Annotated in this window: 20 protein-coding genes and 1 tRNA gene; 12 read left to right on the forward strand and 9 right to left on the reverse strand. The window is 45.7% G+C overall.

Annotation, left to right across the window (positions count from 1 at the left end; translation table 11 throughout):
* Window positions 1-61: 61 nt before the first annotated feature.
* From ACGHCT_RS20950 to ACGHCT_RS20965, 4 genes are all read right to left on the reverse strand, one after another.
* On the reverse strand, window positions 62-1,219 hold the full coding sequence (locus tag ACGHCT_RS20950) for a sensor histidine kinase (RefSeq protein WP_390437421.1): 1,158 nt from the start codon (window positions 1,217-1,219) through the stop codon (window positions 62-64).
* The gene (locus ACGHCT_RS20955) at window positions 1,192-1,869 is read right to left on the reverse strand and encodes a response regulator transcription factor (protein WP_072850638.1); all 678 of its coding nucleotides are present in this window, start codon (window positions 1,867-1,869) and stop codon (window positions 1,192-1,194) included. The genes ACGHCT_RS20950 and ACGHCT_RS20955 overlap by 28 nt, the downstream gene beginning before the upstream one ends.
* Before the next feature lie 83 nt (window positions 1,870-1,952).
* Entirely contained in the window at window positions 1,953-3,116 is a 1,164-nt protein-coding gene (locus tag ACGHCT_RS20960) for a class I SAM-dependent methyltransferase (RefSeq protein ID WP_390437422.1), read from the reverse strand.
* Window positions 3,117-3,249: 133 nt separating this feature from the next.
* Window positions 3,250-3,699, reverse strand: a complete 450-nt coding sequence (locus tag ACGHCT_RS20965) for a GatB/YqeY domain-containing protein (protein ID WP_072850635.1) — start codon at window positions 3,697-3,699, stop codon at window positions 3,250-3,252.
* 283 nt (window positions 3,700-3,982) lie between these two features.
* Between ACGHCT_RS20965 and ACGHCT_RS20970 the strand changes: the two genes are divergently transcribed.
* Window positions 3,983-4,387 (forward strand): bacteriohemerythrin, encoded by a 405-nt coding sequence (locus ACGHCT_RS20970; RefSeq protein ID WP_072850633.1) that lies wholly within the window; start codon window positions 3,983-3,985, stop codon window positions 4,385-4,387.
* Between the two features lie 54 nt (window positions 4,388-4,441).
* Here the strand turns inward: ACGHCT_RS20970 and ACGHCT_RS20975 are convergent, their stop codons facing one another.
* Entirely contained in the window at window positions 4,442-5,242 is an 801-nt protein-coding gene (locus tag ACGHCT_RS20975; protein ID WP_390437423.1) for a sugar phosphate isomerase/epimerase family protein, read from the reverse strand.
* 226 nt (window positions 5,243-5,468) lie between these two features.
* On the opposite strand from ACGHCT_RS20975, the gene ACGHCT_RS20980 reads away from it, so the two are divergent.
* The 3 genes from ACGHCT_RS20980 to ACGHCT_RS20990 are packed head-to-tail and all read left to right on the forward strand — an operon-like array spanning window position 5,469 to window position 6,936.
* Window positions 5,469-5,942, forward strand: a complete 474-nt coding sequence (locus ACGHCT_RS20980; protein WP_390440226.1) for an RNA polymerase sigma factor — start codon at window positions 5,469-5,471, stop codon at window positions 5,940-5,942.
* Window positions 5,943-6,407: an anti-sigma factor family protein gene (locus ACGHCT_RS20985; protein ID WP_390437424.1), complete on the forward strand. Its 465-nt coding sequence runs from the start codon at window positions 5,943-5,945 to the stop codon at window positions 6,405-6,407. It begins immediately after the preceding gene.
* On the forward strand, window positions 6,400-6,936 hold the full coding sequence (locus ACGHCT_RS20990; protein ID WP_072850626.1) for a hypothetical protein: 537 nt from the start codon (window positions 6,400-6,402) through the stop codon (window positions 6,934-6,936). The genes ACGHCT_RS20985 and ACGHCT_RS20990 overlap by 8 nt, the downstream gene beginning before the upstream one ends.
* A 220-nt stretch (window positions 6,937-7,156) precedes the next feature.
* Here the strand turns inward: ACGHCT_RS20990 and ACGHCT_RS20995 are convergent.
* The 4 genes from ACGHCT_RS20995 to trmB form a co-directional block, all read right to left on the reverse strand.
* Window positions 7,157-7,229 (reverse strand) — tRNA-Lys (locus tag ACGHCT_RS20995).
* Window positions 7,230-7,387: 158 nt separating this feature from the next.
* A complete protein-coding gene (trxA, locus tag ACGHCT_RS21000; protein WP_072850624.1) occupies window positions 7,388-7,705 on the reverse strand; it encodes a thioredoxin in 318 nt (105 codons plus the stop codon).
* 42 nt (window positions 7,706-7,747) lie between these two features.
* A complete protein-coding gene (locus ACGHCT_RS21005) occupies window positions 7,748-7,891 on the reverse strand; it encodes a hypothetical protein (protein WP_158640992.1) in 144 nt (47 codons plus the stop codon).
* Between the two features lie 85 nt (window positions 7,892-7,976).
* Complete coding sequence (gene trmB, locus ACGHCT_RS21010; RefSeq protein WP_390437425.1) at window positions 7,977-8,630, reverse strand: tRNA (guanosine(46)-N7)-methyltransferase TrmB; 654 nt, start codon at window positions 8,628-8,630, stop codon at window positions 7,977-7,979.
* 371 nt (window positions 8,631-9,001) lie between these two features.
* Here trmB and ACGHCT_RS21015 point away from each other — a divergent pair, with 371 nt between their 5' ends.
* Genes ACGHCT_RS21015 through ACGHCT_RS21050 form a run of 8 tightly spaced genes read left to right on the forward strand, consistent with a single transcriptional unit; the run spans window position 9,002 to window position 16,920 of the window.
* Entirely contained in the window at window positions 9,002-9,313 is a 312-nt protein-coding gene (locus ACGHCT_RS21015) for a hypothetical protein (protein ID WP_072850620.1), read from the forward strand.
* A 4-nt stretch (window positions 9,314-9,317) separates the two neighbouring features.
* Window positions 9,318-10,364 carry a V0D/AC39 family V-type ATPase subunit gene (locus tag ACGHCT_RS21020; RefSeq protein ID WP_390437427.1) on the forward strand — a complete coding sequence of 349 codons (1,047 nt, stop codon included), beginning with the start codon at window positions 9,318-9,320 and terminating at the stop codon, window positions 10,362-10,364.
* A gap of 21 nt (window positions 10,365-10,385) precedes the next feature.
* Window positions 10,386-12,332, forward strand: coding sequence for a V-type ATP synthase subunit I (locus ACGHCT_RS21025; RefSeq protein WP_390437428.1), 1,947 nt, complete (start codon window positions 10,386-10,388; stop codon window positions 12,330-12,332).
* Window positions 12,333-12,366: 34 nt separating this feature from the next.
* Entirely contained in the window at window positions 12,367-12,801 is a 435-nt protein-coding gene (locus ACGHCT_RS21030) for an ATP synthase subunit C (RefSeq protein ID WP_154256710.1), read from the forward strand.
* Window positions 12,802-12,808: 7 nt separating this feature from the next.
* Window positions 12,809-13,117: a V-type ATP synthase subunit F gene (locus ACGHCT_RS21035; protein ID WP_154256711.1), complete on the forward strand. Its 309-nt coding sequence runs from the start codon at window positions 12,809-12,811 to the stop codon at window positions 13,115-13,117.
* A gap of 37 nt (window positions 13,118-13,154) precedes the next feature.
* A complete protein-coding gene (locus ACGHCT_RS21040; RefSeq protein WP_256281143.1) occupies window positions 13,155-13,751 on the forward strand; it encodes a V-type ATP synthase subunit E in 597 nt (198 codons plus the stop codon).
* Window positions 13,744-15,510, forward strand: a complete 1,767-nt coding sequence (locus ACGHCT_RS21045; protein WP_154256713.1) for a V-type ATP synthase subunit A — start codon at window positions 13,744-13,746, stop codon at window positions 15,508-15,510. The genes ACGHCT_RS21040 and ACGHCT_RS21045 overlap by 8 nt, the downstream gene beginning before the upstream one ends.
* A gap of 15 nt (window positions 15,511-15,525) precedes the next feature.
* The gene (locus ACGHCT_RS21050; protein ID WP_154256714.1) at window positions 15,526-16,920 is read left to right on the forward strand and encodes a V-type ATP synthase subunit B; all 1,395 of its coding nucleotides are present in this window, start codon (window positions 15,526-15,528) and stop codon (window positions 16,918-16,920) included.
* Window positions 16,921-16,929 lie beyond the last annotated feature (9 nt).

Here is a 16,929-nt window from a genome sequence, read left to right on the forward strand (position 1 = left end):
ATCGGGAAAAATAACAGAATTGTAAGATAAGAGTCCGGCAAGCCGGACCCGCGCCGGAACTTTACTTCTGTGCTCTGTACGGGGTTTTGGGAAGGGAAATCTGGAAGATGCTTCCCCTTTTTCCTTTCCTGATGCGGATGCTTCCCCCCAGCTCCTCCAGGATCTTTCTTGTCAGGTACAGGCCCACCCCGGACCCCTCCGTGTCCTGCACCTCAGTACGGTCTCCCCGGTAAAACCGCTGAAACACCTGATGCATCTCTTCTTTTGGGATCCCTATGCCCTGATCTTCAATTTCAATCAGGCAGCAGCTGACCATTGAGGACACCCGAAGCTCCACTTCTGTTCCCGGCGGGGAATACTTTACCGCATTATCCAGAACATTAACCAGTGCTTCCTGGGTCCATTTGGGGTCCTGAAAAATCTTCTCGTCTTCAAATTCGTCCACAGAGATTGTAATATTCTTTTCAAATGCCTTCATATAGACACTGTTAACCGCACCCCGGATGGTTTTTTTCAGGCTTTCCATTTTCCCCTCCACCCGGATCATGTTAGTCTCCAGACGGGAGATCTGGACAAGTGCTTTGGTCAGATTCTCCAGCTTGTTCACCTCATGTATTCCCTGCCTTAGAAACGTCTGCTGCTCCTCTTCTGTAAAGCTTCCGCTGTCTGCGATTTCATAGCACATCTTCAGGGATGCCAGCGGGGTTTTCAGCTGATGGGAAATATCGGTTACCAGCGTCTTGGTTTTTGCCTCTTCCCTGGCCATTCTCTCCCGCAGTATCTGATTTTCTTCTCCCATTTCAGCCAGCTTATCCTCCAGATCAAAGATTTTAATGTCGGCCAGATGTCTTTTCTTTTGCTGGTAAAAGATAAGAAACCCTGTCAAAAGGGTACAGAACAGCATAAAACTGATCAGCACCGGTAAAAAGGCGGCGAGGGACGGGGAAAACGTCCGGAATCTTTCTGTATATCCATACTTGTCCCGTGCCTCCCGGCCCGTGCGTAAGGCGCGCTCCCTATCCACACTATTTTTCCCCAGAAAAGCGGCTGTATATTCTCCTTCTGTCCCTGGTTTCAGCAGAATACACTGCCCCAGCATCTCCAGTTCCTCTGTATGTACCGTATCTATCCACCGAACGGCAGCCAGTGCCCCTCCCAGCAGTATAAGAAAGAGCAGCCCTATAAACAGAACTACTCTTTTATGACTTCTTTTGTCCATATATATCCCATTCCCCTTACATTCTGTATGGCATCGTCTTCCAGTTTTCCCTTGAGGCGGCTGATGTTAACGGGTACTGTATTGTCATCTACAAACTGCCCGTCAACATCCCAGACAGCCTCCGTGATCTGTTCTCTGGACAGAATCTGTTTGGGATTCTCCAGGAAGAATATCAGAAGCTGCATTTCCTTTTTGCTTAAGGGGATCTGCTCCTCTCCCCTCCACGCCTTCATTTTCTGAAGAGATACGCGGATATCTCCGCTGTTCAGATAAACAGTCTCTGCCATCTCCACCCGCTTCATCAGCGCATGTACCTTGGAGACAAGCACCATGAGGCTGAAGGGCTTGGTCATATAATCATCCGCCCCGGCGTCATAGCCGTTTACAATATCCATCTCCTGGTCCAGAGCGGTCAGAAAGATAAGATGCACACCGCTGGTTTCCCTTAGTCTGCAGCAAAAATCAATGCCGTTCCCGTCCTCCAGGGTAATATCGCTGATAATCAGCTGGACCTTGTTCTGTTCCATCAGCGCTTCCGCCTGGGATACGCCAAACGCAGAAAGAACGTGGTACCCTTCCTTTTCCAGCCGCATTGTAATCCCACGGTTCAGATTCTTATCATCCTCCAGAAGCAGTATTGTTTTCTTCACCTGAACTCTCCCTTCCCATTGATAGTCTGATTATAGAATACCGGGACGGGAATTGTCAACGGTCCCCGCCGGGCATAGGTTTCCTATACTACCCGGCGCATAGGGAGATCGTTATTCACCCCTTTTGAGACAAGGATCTGGTGGAGGTCTATGATTCCGTTGTGGAAGGTTGCTGCGCAGGAATCCAGATAAAGTTCCCACATTCTTGTGAATTCCTCCCCCATCATATCCATGATCTCCTCCCTGCGGGCCGTAAAATTATCCCTCCAGCAGAGAAGAGTCCTGTTATAATGGCGTCTCAGGCTTTCGATATCCAGGGTATAAAAATTATAGTCCGGAAGAAGATTTACAAGCTCCCGAAGGCTTGGCACCGTTCCGCCCGGGAAGATATATTTGCGGATCCAGGGGTCTCCGGGGTGCTCTTTCTGTGCGGTAATGCAGTGCAGAAGAAAGAGCCCCTGGGGTTTCAGAACTGCGTCTACATTCTTCATAAAGGTCTGGTAATTGTCTCTGCCCACATGCTCAATCATTCCCACACTTACTGCCCGGTCAAAGGCCATACCGCTTTTCTCCAAATCCCTGTAGTCCATAACCTTCACCTCCAGGGAATCTTCCATTCCTGCCTTCCTCGCCCGCTCCTCAAATTCCTTCGCCTGTTCGGTACTCAGGGTAATGCCCACGCCCTTTACCTTATACTTTTTCACTGCCTCCATTAAGAGAAACCCCCAGCCGCAGCCGATATCCAGCAGTGTCTGCCCTTCCTGAAGCTGCAGCTTATCCAGAATATGGTGTACCTTATTCACCTGTGCCTCATACAGAGTATCAGACGCCTCCTTAAAATACCCGCAGGAGTAGCTCATAGTCTCGTCCAGCCACAGCTTATAAAAATCATTTCCTATGTCATAATGGCTGGTCACTTCCTTCGCCTGATTTTTCTTACTGCTGGAGGTAAAGAGAAGCTTGTGCAGTACGGACTTATTGGTTGTAAATTTGCCCATCTGTCCCATAAACTTATCCAAAACCTCATAGAGATCCCCGTCCACTTCCAGATCCTTATGCATGTAAGCCTCTCCCAGCGCCAGAGATGTGCTGGTTAATAATTCCTTCTTACTAAGAGGTTTATTCAGAGTTACTGTGAATTCCGGTGTACCTTTGCCGACCGTAGTCGTCTCCTCATCTGTCTTCAGCACAAATGTGCAGGGAATAATGTTTCCCAGGTATTCCGTTAAAAAGCTGTCTGTCTTCATCGTCATACTTCCTTTCCATCAGAACAAATATAACTATAGTTTTCCCCAATTAATTAGTTTCAGACCCCCTTTTCCTCAGATCAAAGCAGGCGAGTCCGATCCCCCATGGGATCCGACCCGCCATTTGTCTCTCCTAACTCTTCATCATCCCTGCCAATACCTGATTGACAGCCTTACCGTCAGCTTTTCCCTTCACCTTCGGCATCAGTTCCTTCATAATCCTGCCTTTATCCTTAGCTGTGGGAGCTTCAATTCCCAGGCCGGACAGAACTTCCCCAATCACTGCCTTAATTTCCTCTTCCCCCATCATCTTAGGCGCAAACTCCTCATAGACAGCAATCCTCAGCCTGCATTCCTCAATAATGTCCCCCCTGTCTTCCGGGGTCATCTCCAGCGTCTCCTTTGTCTGCTTAATCTCCTTTAAGACAACTTCATTCTCCTCCGCTTCCGTCAGATCTTCCCTTTTATCAATGGCCTTATTCTTCAGCGCAGACAGCAGCATAGACAGAGCATCCTTTCTGCCCTTGTCTCCCGACTTCATAGCCGTAACCATTTCTTTTCTTACCTCATCAATTTTACTCATATGGTACCTCCTTTTTAAAAGGGGGACGTGTTCTTTCTAGAAAGAACACGTCCCAAAATCAGGGCGGCCTGTCCCAAATTCAACTTGCCCTGTCCCTTATTCTATATGGTAGCAATCTGTTTAAATTTTGTCAAACATAAATTTTCACAAACTTTGCCCCCGCCCACCATTATTTCTGATAAAATTTTTCAACTTCCTGTGGAAAGCAGGACTAAAACAGTATATAATAAGGACATCAGTGATGTGAAATAATTAAGCATCCCAATTTAAAGGAGGAATTGAAATGAGCATTATATTCGACGAGAGTCTGGTAACCGGAAACAATATGATAGATACACAGCATAAAGAGCTGATTGATCGTGTGAATAAGCTTGTTGCCAGCTGTGAGACGAATAAAGAGAAAAATGTTGCCATCCAGACACTTGATTTTCTGATGGACTATACGGTATTCCATTTTGATGCGGAGGAAAAGCTTCAGAAGGAGACTGACTATCCGGATTATGACTCTCATAAAAAGCAGCATGAAGAGTTTGCCAAGGCTGTAGAAGATCTGAAGGATATGCTTCAGGAAGAAGAAGGACCTACAGATGCATTTGTGGCTGCTGTTAAAAGAAATGTTTCAGACTGGCTGGTAAATCATATCCAGGGGTATGATAAAAAAGTAGCTGACTATGTGAAAAGTTTATAACATAAAAGAGACCTGTATCCGGGTGATTATCTCCGGATACAGGTCTCTTCTTTCTCAACCCACACTCGCTTTGATTAGACCCAGAGCCGCCTCTGCGTCCCTGCTAAAATTATTGGCATATGCCTCAAAGCTGATTCTGCTGTCATATCCGATGGACTTCAGTGCATGAAAAAACTCTTTATAACTGCAGTGCTCCTCCCCTGTAGGATAATATCTGTTATCCGGCCGGGCAAAATGTACATGGCGGAGCATGTCTGTAGTCTGCCCGGTGATATGATCTGCGGTCTCTTTCTCTGTACAAAAATGATAATAATCCACCAGAATCTTTACATTCCTGCTGCCTGTGTCCTCTGCCAGCTGCCTTGCCTCCGTAAGGGTATGGATTAAGTTACATTCTTCTTTTCTCAGAGGCTCAATTAGAATCGTAATCCCCTTTTTCTCCGCTATTCTCCCCAGCTGTCTCATCAGTCCTGCAAGCTGCCGGTATCCCTCATCCAATGGTACACCCTGGGGTACGTTCCTTGACGCACCGCTCCCTAATCCCACATACTCCGCACCTAATCTCTCTGCCCTGCCCAAAACGAGTTCCGTATACTTCAGAATCTCCTCTTCCTTCCTGCGCGGACCTACGAGGGGCATATCAGCAGGAAAAAAGTTATTACAGGCTTCACATGTGATCCCTGCGTCTTTTATCTGTTTCTTTAATTCATGAAATGCATCCTCTGACAAACTGCCCAGGCCCGACAGAGGCAGTTCTATATAATCGTAACCGATTCGGGCCGCCTCTTTGATAAACTCCCTGCCCGTTTTATCAGGACCTTCTGCTACCATGCTAAGACAACATCCGTATCTCATATCCTAATCCTCCATCCTCTGTTCCTTTACTTTCTGTCTATTCTATTGTATCATAGATTTTCTACTGCAATCACAGAGAGAAAGAAAAATTAAATAAAATATATAAAAACTGAAGACTTTCTCACCTTTGACTCGTTATAGTATATAGGTGAGTTAAAACACAGGCTTACAAATACCTGCAGAGGAGGCGGATCACATCAACCGGGAAGAATATTTCGAACATCTGATAGACAATTACCAGAATCTCATTTACTCCATATGTCTTCAATCCGCAGGAAATCCATTTGATGCCGAAGATTTGACTCAGGATGTGTTTCTAGCCGCCTACAAAAGCCTTTCATCCTTTGACGGTGCTCATGAAAGGGCCTGGCTCAGCAAAATAGCGGTGCATAAATGCCTGGACTATCGGAAGCAGGCCGCCAGGCGCATGATTCCGGCTGAAGACTCTTATTTCACCGGTATAGCAGACAAGGAAGGCTCCCCGGAAGCGCAGTATCTTCTTGCAGAATCCAGCCTTAAGGTACAGAATCTGTGCGGACAGCTGAAAAGCCCGTATCGAGAAATTGCCACAGAGCATTTCTGTCACGAGCTTTCACCTAAAGAAATTGCGGACAAAACCGGAAAGAACCTTAAAACCATTCAAACTCAGCTCTACCGTGCCAAAGGGATGCTGAAAAAACTTGTGGAAAGGAGCGGTTAGATGCATATAAAGGAAAAGACCCTGCAGAATTTTCTAAACGGCACACTGAACGCCGATGATCTGCTGCAGGTATTAGAACATCTGGATACCTGTGAATATTGCCGGGAAACTCTGGCCGCACTGGAGAAAAGTACCCCGATGGTTCAGGCTCCCGCCTATCTGAAAGAGCAGATTAAAGACCGGGTGCACCGCCCGGATATACAGGCTGCCGTCCAGGTGAAAGAGACTACGAAGCAGCTTCAGCTGCTATACTACAGTCTGAAAACAGCCGCAGGCGTTATAGGTGCTCTGCTGATTCTCCTGGCAGTGAGCCGATTTGATCTGATTCCTTCCATTTCCCGGGAGGAGTCCCCTGGCATCACCTCACAGATGCCCGGGCGAATTCAGGAAAAAGGCAGTCAGATGTCCGATTGGCTGCAGGATATTACAAATAAAATTATAAATGGAGGTAACTACAATGACTAAACAAAAACGTGGCTTTTGGCTCTTTATCTTCTCTCTTATCCCAGGAGCGGGGGAATTATATATGGGCTTCCGCAGGCAGGGAATCAGTATTATGGGTGTTTTCTGGGGGATTATCGCACTCTCCACAACACTGAATATAGGCATATTGATGCTTGCCATCCCGGTGCTGTGGTTTTACAGCTTCTTTAATGTCCATAATCTGGCATCCCTCTCCGAAGAGGAATTTTACTCCCTGGAAGATACTTATCTGTTCCATCTGGATGAGCTTCTGAGAGATAAAGAAGGCTTTCTCAGAAAATATCAGGGATTTGTCTCCCTTGTACTTATACTTATGGGTGCTTCCATGCTGTGGAACATTATGCGCTCCATCTTCTATAGTTTTATGCCCGCTTTTATTATCGACATTCTCAATGGTATCAGCAATTATCTGCCCAAAACAATTATTGCTGTCGGCCTGGTAGCCCTTGGAGTTTACCTGGTGATGGGTAAGAAAAAAGAGCTGGATATGGAGGATGATGATATCTATTAGAGAAATTCATTGTTAAAAACCGTTCCTACCTCTGGATACCATTACAAAAAACCAGGGCTTGAAATTTTCAGGCCCTGGCTGTATGATCAAGAATCAAAAAATGATTTTTCTAAAGGGATTTTATCCTGAAAAGCTGATACCCTATCCCGCCCATATATCTCCCGTAAACATAAAAAACACCGTCCCCGCAGCTTCATATCTGCAAAAACAGTGCCTTAAGTGCGCGATCAGGGGTTCGAACCCTGGACACCCTGATTAAGAGTCAGGTGCTCTGCCAGCTGAGCTAATCGCGCTTATTTGATTTATTTCTTTTACGCTGCTTCACCAGCGCAAAATTTATTATAATAGAAACTCCCGAAAAATGCAAGCATATTTTTTACTTTTTTCATATTTTTTTTACAAACATGAAATTTAAACGAAATCCTCCCCGAAAAAAGAGAGACGCAATGCTTTAAAGCACTGCGTCAAGCTTTTCTTCCAATTCCTTTTTGTCAATTGCGCCCATGGCCTTTCCTGCCACCTGACCGTCCTTGAGAATCACAAAAGTAGGAATGGACATTACACCGTATTTCTGGGCAAGTGAGGGATTCTCATCCACATTCACCTTTCCGAATACCGCCTTTTCTTTGTACTCCTCAGAAAGCTCTTCTACTACGGGAGCCATCATCTTGCAGGGTCCGCACCAGTCTGCATAGAAATCTACCAGCGCCGCCTTGCCTGCTCCCATCACCTCTGTCTCAAAGTTCTCTTCATTTAACACTTTAACCATAGCTGCTCTCCTTTCTTTGTCGGGGATGTATATTCATCCAATTTACTTATCTTTCTTCTTTTCACCCAGCAGTTTCTGGACCTCTTCCAGCGATTTCATAATATCCGTCATCTTACTTCCGGCCTTCTTATTCTGATAGGCCCACTGGGTCAGCGAAGTTTCTAAGCCTTTCTTTCTTTTTGCCATAGAGCTTTACGTCTCCTGCTCCTGCCTTCTTACACTATAATATGAAAGCATTCCCTTAAATGTAAATTTTATTCTAAAATCACGTTCAGGGTCTGGCGATCAGCTTGTGTATAGGATTTCCCATTCCTGAAAACTTTTCTTCATACTCCGTCATAATGTTGCCCTCAGCCAGTTTCCTATCATGATGAAGATCATACGTACAAGTCATTAATTCCCATCCCGACGCCTGAATCTCCTCCAACGAAAATTCAAACAGGGGCCCATTATCTGTCTTGAATTCTACAAGCCCATCGGGGCATAATATCTTAACATACCGGTCCAGAAACTGGCGGGATGTCAGTCTGCGTTTGGCGTGGCGTTCTTTGGGCCAGGGATCGGAAAAATTGAGGTAAATTTTAGCAACCTCATCCTTTGCAAATACCTCCGGAAGTTCCCTGGCATCCATGCGCAGGAACCTGAGGTTTCCCGGAACACAGCCCTTTGCGTTCTTATCATCCATTTTCTGAAGGGCCCGAAGCAGAACGCTGTCATACATCTCTATCCCCACAAAGTTCCAGTCGGGATAAAGTTCTGCCATATCCATGATAAAGCGGCCTTTTCCCATTCCTACCTCAAGGGCGATAGGGTTGCTGTTGCCGAATACATTCATCCATCGGCCTTTATACTCCTTTTCACCATGTACCACATACGGACTGTTGGATATCTCATCTTTTGCAGCTGGAATATTTCTTAATCTCATAGCTTCTTAAAAACATTTACGAAATCTTAACGCTCCCTGAGAGAGGGTTAAATTTATCGTTTTGCCCTTTCTACGTTTTTTGCACACCCTAATAGTACAATATATCTTCTGTTTAGGGAAGCTGAAATGTATATTTTAGACCAAATTTAAGCATTTCCGGCAGCGAATCTGCCAAATTTCGAGGGTTAGCCCACAGAATCAGCATAATTTACCTCTTACGTTAACACTTACGATATTTATCATTAAAATACATTAATTTTATATAAAGACTCTTCCCTTTTTCAAAAAAAGGTGTATGATATAGAAAAGAAGAAAACTGGCAGCCAAGTGTAACTATATTGTCTAGCAGAAATGTAAGAAGGAGGAGAAAGATGGAAAACGTGATTAATAAATTATCCGAGATAGAATCTACTGCGTCGAAGATTATGGAAGACGTTAACATCCAGAAGAAGGCCCTTGCAGCGGAGATGGAAGAAAAGCAAAAGGCCTATGATGCGCAAATCGATTCCCAGACACAGAAAGAATTGGAAAACATTAGAAAGAAGCTGGAAGAGAAAAAGGAATCCGAACTTGCAGGGTTAAAGATGCGTACAGACACCCTGGTGAAAAAGCTGGATGAATTTTTCGAGGAAAACCATGAGGATATCTCCAAGGAAATATTCAATAAACTATTAAGGATGTGATATTATGGGAAGCTTATTATCCTACAGTGGGTTATCCACTAAGATTCGGGCTATGCAGCGCCGTCTGATAGACATCCCCCAGTTCCAGGAGATCTCACAGATGACCAGCGTTCCCCAGGTAGTGGCCTACCTTAAGAAGCAGCCGGGATTTGAAAAACTGTGGGCTGATCTTGACGAGAACACACTTCACCGGGGGGAAATCGAACACCTGCTGACCCATACCATCTACCAGAACTTTACAAGGATTTATCATTTTTCTAATCCAAAGCAGAGAACCTTTCTGGCACTTTACTTTAAACGCTATGAGATCTCAATTATGAAAGATTGTCTTCGTAAGATTTTTGATCACAGGGAGGCAACATTAGACCTGTCAATCTTTAAGGAATTTTTTGACCGCCATTCACAGCTGAACATTTCCAAGCTCACTGCTTCCGGCACCATCGAAGAATTCATTAATAACTTAAAGGACACTGAGTATTATGCCCCCTTAAGCCGCATACTGAACTCCCCAAAAGAACAGCCGCTGCTGTTCGACTATGGAATGGCCCTGGATCAGTACTATTTTGCACAGATCTGGAAGGTGAAGGATAAGCTGTTTAAAAGCGTGGATTTAAAAGAAATGACTCAGGCGTACGGCCGCAAATTCGACATGCTGAATCTCTCGTGGATTTACAGGTCCAAAAAGTATTATCAAATGTCACATGCCGAAATCTATGCACTGCTGATCCCAGTGCGGTTCAAACTTCACAAAGAAGAGATTACGGCCCTGGTAGAGGCAAATGATATGGACGAATTCGGCAAGCTGCTGGCGCAGACATACTATGGAAGAACCTTAGATGATATGACACCTGAGAATCTGGAAAATGGGTACAATTATGTGCTCCGCTCCATTTTGGAAGTGGAAGCCCGCAGGAATCCCCACTCTGTGGCTATCATCTATTCATACCTGTATCACAAAGAACATGAGGTAGACCGGCTAACTACTGCTGTGGAATGTGTAAGGTATGGTGTTCCCCCTCAGGAAACCATGGAACACATAATGAAAAACTAAAAAACCCTGGAGGTAATGCACGTGATTGTAAAAATGAAGTTTTTAAGTATTACCGGCCCTAAGGAAGACATTGACCGAGTGGTAAATAAATACCTGGCCAAATATGAAATCCATCTTGAGAATGCCCTGGCTCAGCTAACCCAGGTACAGCATCTCACCCCTTATATACAGATAAATCCCTACAGGGAAGCACTGAATAAGGCGACTGGATTCACCGAGCTTTTAGGTAATACAGACGATATTCCAATTGATGACATCAGCGTTGAAGATGCCATTAAGCTGGTACAGGATATGGAAGAAAAACTAAGCGGCCTGAACAGCAAAAGGGCTGCGCTGGAAGAAAAACGGAGTGCTCTGGAGGCCTCCATGGAGAGGATTGAACCCTTCCAGGAACTCCCCTGTGATATTTCTTCGGTGATTCACTTCAACTTTGTACAGTCCCGGTTTGGAAAGATCGGAAAAGAATTCTATTCGAATTTTGAAAATTATGTTTATGAAAACCTGGATGCAGTGTTTTATCCCTGCCATTCAGATGATGAGTACGTATGGGGCGTGTACTTTGCTCCCCGGACCACCATTGCCAAAGTAGATGCGGTATTCTCTTCCATGCACTTTGAAAAGGTATTTATCCCTGATCAATATCAGGGTACTCCCTCTCAGGCTTACAATGCACTGGATGAGAAATATCAGGAGATAAAAAAAGAGATCCAGTCCTGCAAGATGGAAATTACCCAGGTTCTTCAAAAAGAAGCAATCCGCCTGATTTCCGCACAGGATCGCCTGGCTGCTCTCTCTACTAACTTTGACGTCCGCAAGGTAGCCGCCTGTACTGCCGCGGATCTGGATACCTTTTATATCCTGTGCGGGTGGATGGCTGAAAATAATGCGGAGGCGTTCCAGAAGGAAATTGAGAATGATATGAATCTCTTCTGTATTATTGAAGACGATCAGAACAATATCCACTGCCAGCCCCCTACAAAGCTTAAGAATCCAAAGCCGTTCCGTCCTTTCGAGATGTTTGTAAGGATGTACGGACTGCCGGCATACAATGAAATTGATCCGACTATATTTGTAGCTGTTACCTATGCCTTTATCTTCGGCGCCATGTTCGGGGATGCCGGCCAGGGCCTCTGCCTTGTAGCCGGAGGCTTTCTGCTTTACAAATTCAAAAAATTGAACCTGGCTGCCATTATAGGCACTGCCGGAATCTTCTCAACCTTTTTCGGATTTATGTTCGGAAGCGTCTTTGGTTTTGAAGATCTAATCCCTGCAGTCTGGCTACGCCCGGTGAAAAGCATGACCCAGCTTCCTCTTATCGGGAATCTGAATACCGTTTTCGTGGTAGCTATAGCCTTTGGTATGTTTCTGGTAGTGGTGACCATGATCTTCCATATTATAAACGGTATTAAAGCCAAAGATACAGAGAACATCTGGTTTGACACCAACGCGGTGGCAGGTCTTGTGTTTTACGCCGCCATTATACTTACCATAGGGTTATTCCTGACAGGGAATAAGCTGCCGGGGGCCATTGTCCTGGTAATAATGTTTGTTGTCCCTTTGTTGGTCATTGCAATGAAAGAGCCTTTAACCAAGCTGGTAGAAAAGAAAAGTAAGATTTTTCCGGAGGAAAAGGGTATGTTTATCGCTCAGTCCTTCTTCGAGCTTTTTGAGGTTCTTCTCAGCTACTTCTCCAATACCCTTTCCTTTGTGCGTATCGGAGCATTTGCAGTAAGCCACGCCGCTATGATGGAAGTTGTCCTCATGCTGGCAGGCGCCGAAGCCGGCAGTCCTAACTGGATTGTTGTAGTAATAGGCAATATCATTGTCTGCGGTATGGAGGGTCTGATTGTTGGTATTCAGGTACTTCGTCTTGAATATTATGAATTATTCAGCCGTTTCTATAAGGGCACAGGCAAGGAATTCATCCCGTTTTTATATCGCAGCAAAAAAACAAAAGCTGCGAAATAAATAAATATTAACTTTAAAAATAGGAGGTCACATTATGACAACAGTAATTCAAATCTTATTAGTAACAGCATTAGTACTCAGCATCATCGTTCCATTCGGAGCATACCTGATCGGTGAAAAGAACAGAGGGCGTTATAAAACCTCTCTCGGCATCAATGTATTTTTCTTCTTCGGAACCCTGCTAATTGCCGTAGTGACCATGTTCACAGGAACCAGCCCGGCACTTGCTGCTGCCGGTGACTCCGGTGCAGGCCTCTCCACAGGTCTTGGTTATATGGCTGCTGCTTTAGTTACCGGATTATCCTGTATCGGCGGCGGTATTGCAGTTGCTAGTGCTGCAAGTGCTGCTCTCGGTGCAATCAGCGAAGATCAGAGTGTACTTGGTAAATCACTTATCTTCGTAGGACTGGCAGAAGGTGTCTGCCTCTACGGTCTGATTATATCTTTCATGATCTTAGGAAGGCTGTAATTCAATTATGAAGATGTATCTTATCAGTGATAATGTAGATACTTACACCGGTATGCGACTAGCTGGAGTGGAAGGCACCGTAGTTCACGAAAAAGAAGAACTGCGGAAGGCTCTGGAGACGACCCTCGCCGATAAAGAAATCGGGATCATTCTTCTGACAGAAAGATTCGGAAGGGAATTTCCTGAAATTATTGATGATGTAAAGCTCAATCACAAGCTTCCACTTATCATTGAAATACCGGACCGTCACGGTACAGGCCGTGCTCCGGACTTTATCACATCATATGTCAATGAGGCAATAGGCCTGAAGTTATAAGTAAATCTATGAACGCTGTGCGTTCTCAGAAAAGAAGGTGAAAGAATTGACAACGGACGAAAAATTACAACATTTCTATGATGTTTCCGTAGAAAGTGCCAAGGCCGAAGCCGCACAGGAAATTGAAAATTATAAAAAAGCTTTAATGAAGCTGTTAGAGGAACATAAACAGGACAAAATCCGCCAGTCCCAGATGGAGCTAAAGGCTGAAACAGATAATGCAAAACGGCAGATTAACAAAGCTCTCTCCGTAGAGCAGCTGAATATCAAACGCCGTCTGGCTAAAAAACAGCTGGAACTGAGAGACTCCATAATCTCTGAGGTTAAAAACCGACTGGAAGAATTTATGAGTACTCCTGATTACCCCAGATACTTATGCAAGAAAATCAACGAGGCCCTGGAGTTTGCAGACGGGGATGAGATGACAATCTATATCTCCTCCAATGATGCTTCTCTGATGCCTACTCTGGTTGCCCAGACGAACCAGCAGGTTGAGATCTCCTCCGAGACTTTTTTCGGAGGTCTCAAGGCTGTGATCCCATCCAAAAATATCATCATTGACAATACCTTCTCTGCCCTGGTAGAGGCGGAAAAGGCGGAATTTACATTTGACGGAGGGCTTTCTTATGAATAAAACAGGAATTATCTACGGCATCAACGGCCCTGTCATTTACCTGAAAGGCAACACCGGTTTTAAAATGTCAGAGATGGTTTATGTCGGAGAAGAGCATCTGGTAGGCGAGGTTATCGGCCTGACCAAAGACACAACAACCGTACAGGTCTATGAGGAAACCTCCGGTCTGCGGCCCGGAGAAACGGTAACCGCAACCGGGGACGCAGTGTCCGTCCTTCTGGGACCTGGCATCTTAAATAATATTTTTGACGGTATCCAGAGACCTTTAAGTGAAATTGCAAAAGAATCGGGCAAATATATTTCCCGGGGAATGCAGGTAGACTCTCTGGATCCCCATAAAAAATGGGATGTGCACATTACAGTCTCCGTGGGAGACGAGGTAAGCGGAGGCACCATAATTGCCGAGGTACCGGAAACTAAATCCATTGTACACAAATCTATGATTCCTCCCTATCTGAGAGGAAGAATTATAAAGACAGCAGAAGACGGACAGTATACCATTAATGATCCTATTGTAACCGTACAGAGGCATGACGGATCTGAGGTGGAGGTCAGACTGGCACAAAAGTGGCCCATCCGAATTGCCAGACCCACAGATAAGCGTTACCCGGCCAGCAAGCCACTGATCACCGGCCAGCGTATCCTGGATACTTTATTTCCCATTGCCAAAGGGGGAACCGCAGCCGTGCCGGGTGGTTTCGGAACCGGAAAAACCATGACCCAGCATCAGATCGCCAAATGGTCAGATGCAGATATTATCGTATACATCGGATGCGGAGAGCGCGGAAATGAGATGACCCAGGTGCTCGAAGAATTCGGTGAACTTCAGGATCCCAAAACAGGCAATCTTCTGATGGATCGAACCACACTCATCGCCAATACCTCCAATATGCCGGTAGCCGCCCGTGAGGCATCCATTTACACAGGGCTTACCCTGGCTGAGTATTACCGGGATATGGGATATGATGTGGCCATTATGGCTGACTCCACTTCCCGCTGGGCAGAGGCGCTCCGTGAATTATCCGGGCGTCTTGAGGAGATGCCCGCAGAGGAAGGGTTCCCTGCCTATCTGGCATCACGCCTCTCCGCCTTCTACGAAAGAGCAGGTATGATGCAGAACCTGAACGGCACCGAGGGTTCAGTGTCTATCATCGGTGCGGTATCTCCCCAGGGAGGCGACTTTTCAGAGCCTGTCACCCAAAATACCAAACGGTTTGTCCGCTGCTTCTGGGGCCTGGATAAGTCCCTGGCCTATGCAAGACATTTCCCGGCCATTCATTGGTTAACCAGCTACAGCGAATATCTCAATGATCTGGCACCCTGGTACAAGGATGAGGTCTCACCCAGGTTTGTAGACTACAGAAACCAGTTACTGGCTATCCTGAATCAGGAGAGCAGTCTTATGGAGATCGTAAAGTTAATCGGAAGCGACGTACTGCCGGATGATCAGAAGCTGACGCTGGAGATTGCAAGGGTGGTACGCCTGGGATTCCTGCAGCAGAATGCTTTTCACCCGGAAGATACCTGTGTTCCAATGAGCAAGCAGTTTCTTATGATGGAAGTTATTTTATATCTCTATAAGAAATCAAAAGTACTCATTGCTATGGGAATGCCTATGTCCATCCTGAAAGAGGATAATATTTTTGAAAGAATAATCGCAATCAAATATGATGTTCCCAATGATAAGCCTGAAATGTTTGAGGACTATAAAAAGGCTATCGACGAGTTCTACGATAAAGTTTTGCAAAAGAATGCGTAAAGGAGGGTAATGAATATGGCAATTGAATATTTAGGACTAAGCGAAGTAAACGGCCCCCTTGTTGTTCTGGAAGATGTAAAAGGCGCATTCTTTGATGAAATGGTAGAGTTTCGCATGGATGACGGCACCAGAAAGCTGGGGCGTATTGTTGAAATATACGAAGATAAAGCAGTAATTCAGGTGTTTGAGGGAACGGAGAGTATGTCCCTCATCAATACCCATACAAAATTGACCGGCCACCCTATGGAAATCAATCTTTCTTCTGATATCCTGGGGCGTACCTTTAACGGGATCGGCCAGCCCATCGACGGGCTGGGACCTATCATCTCTGATACTAAGGTTAATGTAAACGGGCTTCCGTTAAACCCGGTGACCAGAGAGTATCCCAGAAACTATATCCGCACAGGTATCTCGGCCATAGACGGACTCACTACTTTAATCCGCGGGCAGAAGCTCCCCATATTTTCAGGAAACGGACTTCCCCACGATCAGCTGGCGGCTCAGATCGTGCAGCAGGCCTCCCTGGGGGATGACACTGACGAACAGTTCGCTATTGTATTTGCCGCTATGGGGGTTAAGTACGATGTGGCAGAATTTTTCCGCCGGACCTTTGAGGAAAGCGGTGTATCTGATCACGTTGTTATGTATCTGAATCTGGCCAATGATCCTGTAGTGGAGCGGTTAATTACACCTAAGGTTGCTTTGACAGCTGCCGAGTATTTGGCCTTTGAGAGAGGAATGCATATCCTGGTTATTCTCACTGATATTACATCCTTTGCAGAGGCTATGCGTGAGGTTTCCTCCTCAAAGGGCGAGATCCCTTCCAGAAAGGGCTACCCCGGCTATTTGTACAGTGAGCTGGCAACCTTATATGAAAGGGCAGGCATTGTGAAGGGAGGGAAAGGGTCTGTTACGCAGATCCCTATTCTGACCATGCCTAACGATGACATTACCCACCCTATCCCTGACCTTACAGGTTATATTACGGAAGGTCAGATTGTACTTGACCGGCAGCTGCACGGCCAGGCCATCTATCCCCCCATCAATGTACTTCCCTCCCTGTCCCGTCTGATGAAGGATGGAATCGGTGAAGGATACACCCGGGCGGATCACCAGGATGTTGCCAACCAGCTGTTTTCCTGTTATGCAAAGGTGGGAGACGCAAGAGCCCTGGCATCGGTTATCGGTGAAGACGAATTGTCTCCGCTGGATAAAAAATACCTTCTGTTCGGCAATGCTTTTGAGCATGAGTTTGTAGGGCAGGGACCTCTGGAGAACCGCACAATTATTGATACTCTGGAAAAAGGGTGGGAGCTTCTTGGCATGCTGCCAAAAGAAGAGCTGGACCGTATTGATACTAAGATTCTTGATAAGTACTATAAACCCACGGAAGTTAAGGCGGAAGTATAATTAAGGGAG

This window comes from Lactonifactor longoviformis (genome assembly GCF_042848515.1).
In the GTDB taxonomy this organism is placed as follows: Bacteria; Bacillota; Clostridia; order Lachnospirales; family Lachnospiraceae; genus Lactonifactor; species Lactonifactor longoviformis.

Bases quoted from the DNA above. Each gene is read 5' to 3' on its own strand.
- ACGHCT_RS21030 (WP_154256710.1), top strand. From the start codon at position 12,367: ATGACAACAGTAATTCAAATCTTATTAGTAACAGCATTAGTACTCAGC.
- ACGHCT_RS21015 (WP_072850620.1), top strand. From the start codon at position 9,002: ATGGAAAACGTGATTAATAAATTATCCGAGATAGAATCTACTGCGTCG.
- ACGHCT_RS20990 (WP_072850626.1), top strand. From the start codon at position 6,400: ATGACTAAACAAAAACGTGGCTTTTGGCTCTTTATCTTCTCTCTTATC.
- ACGHCT_RS21005 (WP_158640992.1), bottom strand. From the start codon at position 7,891: ATGGCAAAAAGAAAGAAAGGCTTAGAAACTTCGCTGACCCAGTGGGCC.
- trmB (WP_390437425.1), bottom strand. From the start codon at position 8,630: ATGAGATTAAGAAATATTCCAGCTGCAAAAGATGAGATATCCAACAGT.
- ACGHCT_RS20950 (WP_390437421.1), bottom strand. From the start codon at position 1,219: ATGGACAAAAGAAGTCATAAAAGAGTAGTTCTGTTTATAGGGCTGCTC.
- ACGHCT_RS21020 (WP_390437427.1), top strand. From the start codon at position 9,318: ATGGGAAGCTTATTATCCTACAGTGGGTTATCCACTAAGATTCGGGCT.
- ACGHCT_RS21045 (WP_154256713.1), top strand. From the start codon at position 13,744: ATGAATAAAACAGGAATTATCTACGGCATCAACGGCCCTGTCATTTAC.
- ACGHCT_RS21035 (WP_154256711.1), top strand. From the start codon at position 12,809: ATGAAGATGTATCTTATCAGTGATAATGTAGATACTTACACCGGTATG.
- ACGHCT_RS20965 (WP_072850635.1), bottom strand. From the start codon at position 3,699: ATGAGTAAAATTGATGAGGTAAGAAAAGAAATGGTTACGGCTATGAAG.
- ACGHCT_RS20985 (WP_390437424.1), top strand. From the start codon at position 5,943: ATGCATATAAAGGAAAAGACCCTGCAGAATTTTCTAAACGGCACACTG.
- ACGHCT_RS21050 (WP_154256714.1), top strand. From the start codon at position 15,526: ATGGCAATTGAATATTTAGGACTAAGCGAAGTAAACGGCCCCCTTGTT.
- ACGHCT_RS20970 (WP_072850633.1), top strand. From the start codon at position 3,983: ATGAGCATTATATTCGACGAGAGTCTGGTAACCGGAAACAATATGATA.
- ACGHCT_RS20975 (WP_390437423.1), bottom strand. From the start codon at position 5,242: ATGAGATACGGATGTTGTCTTAGCATGGTAGCAGAAGGTCCTGATAAA.
- trxA (WP_072850624.1), bottom strand. From the start codon at position 7,705: ATGGTTAAAGTGTTAAATGAAGAGAACTTTGAGACAGAGGTGATGGGA.
- ACGHCT_RS20960 (WP_390437422.1), bottom strand. From the start codon at position 3,116: ATGAAGACAGACAGCTTTTTAACGGAATACCTGGGAAACATTATTCCC.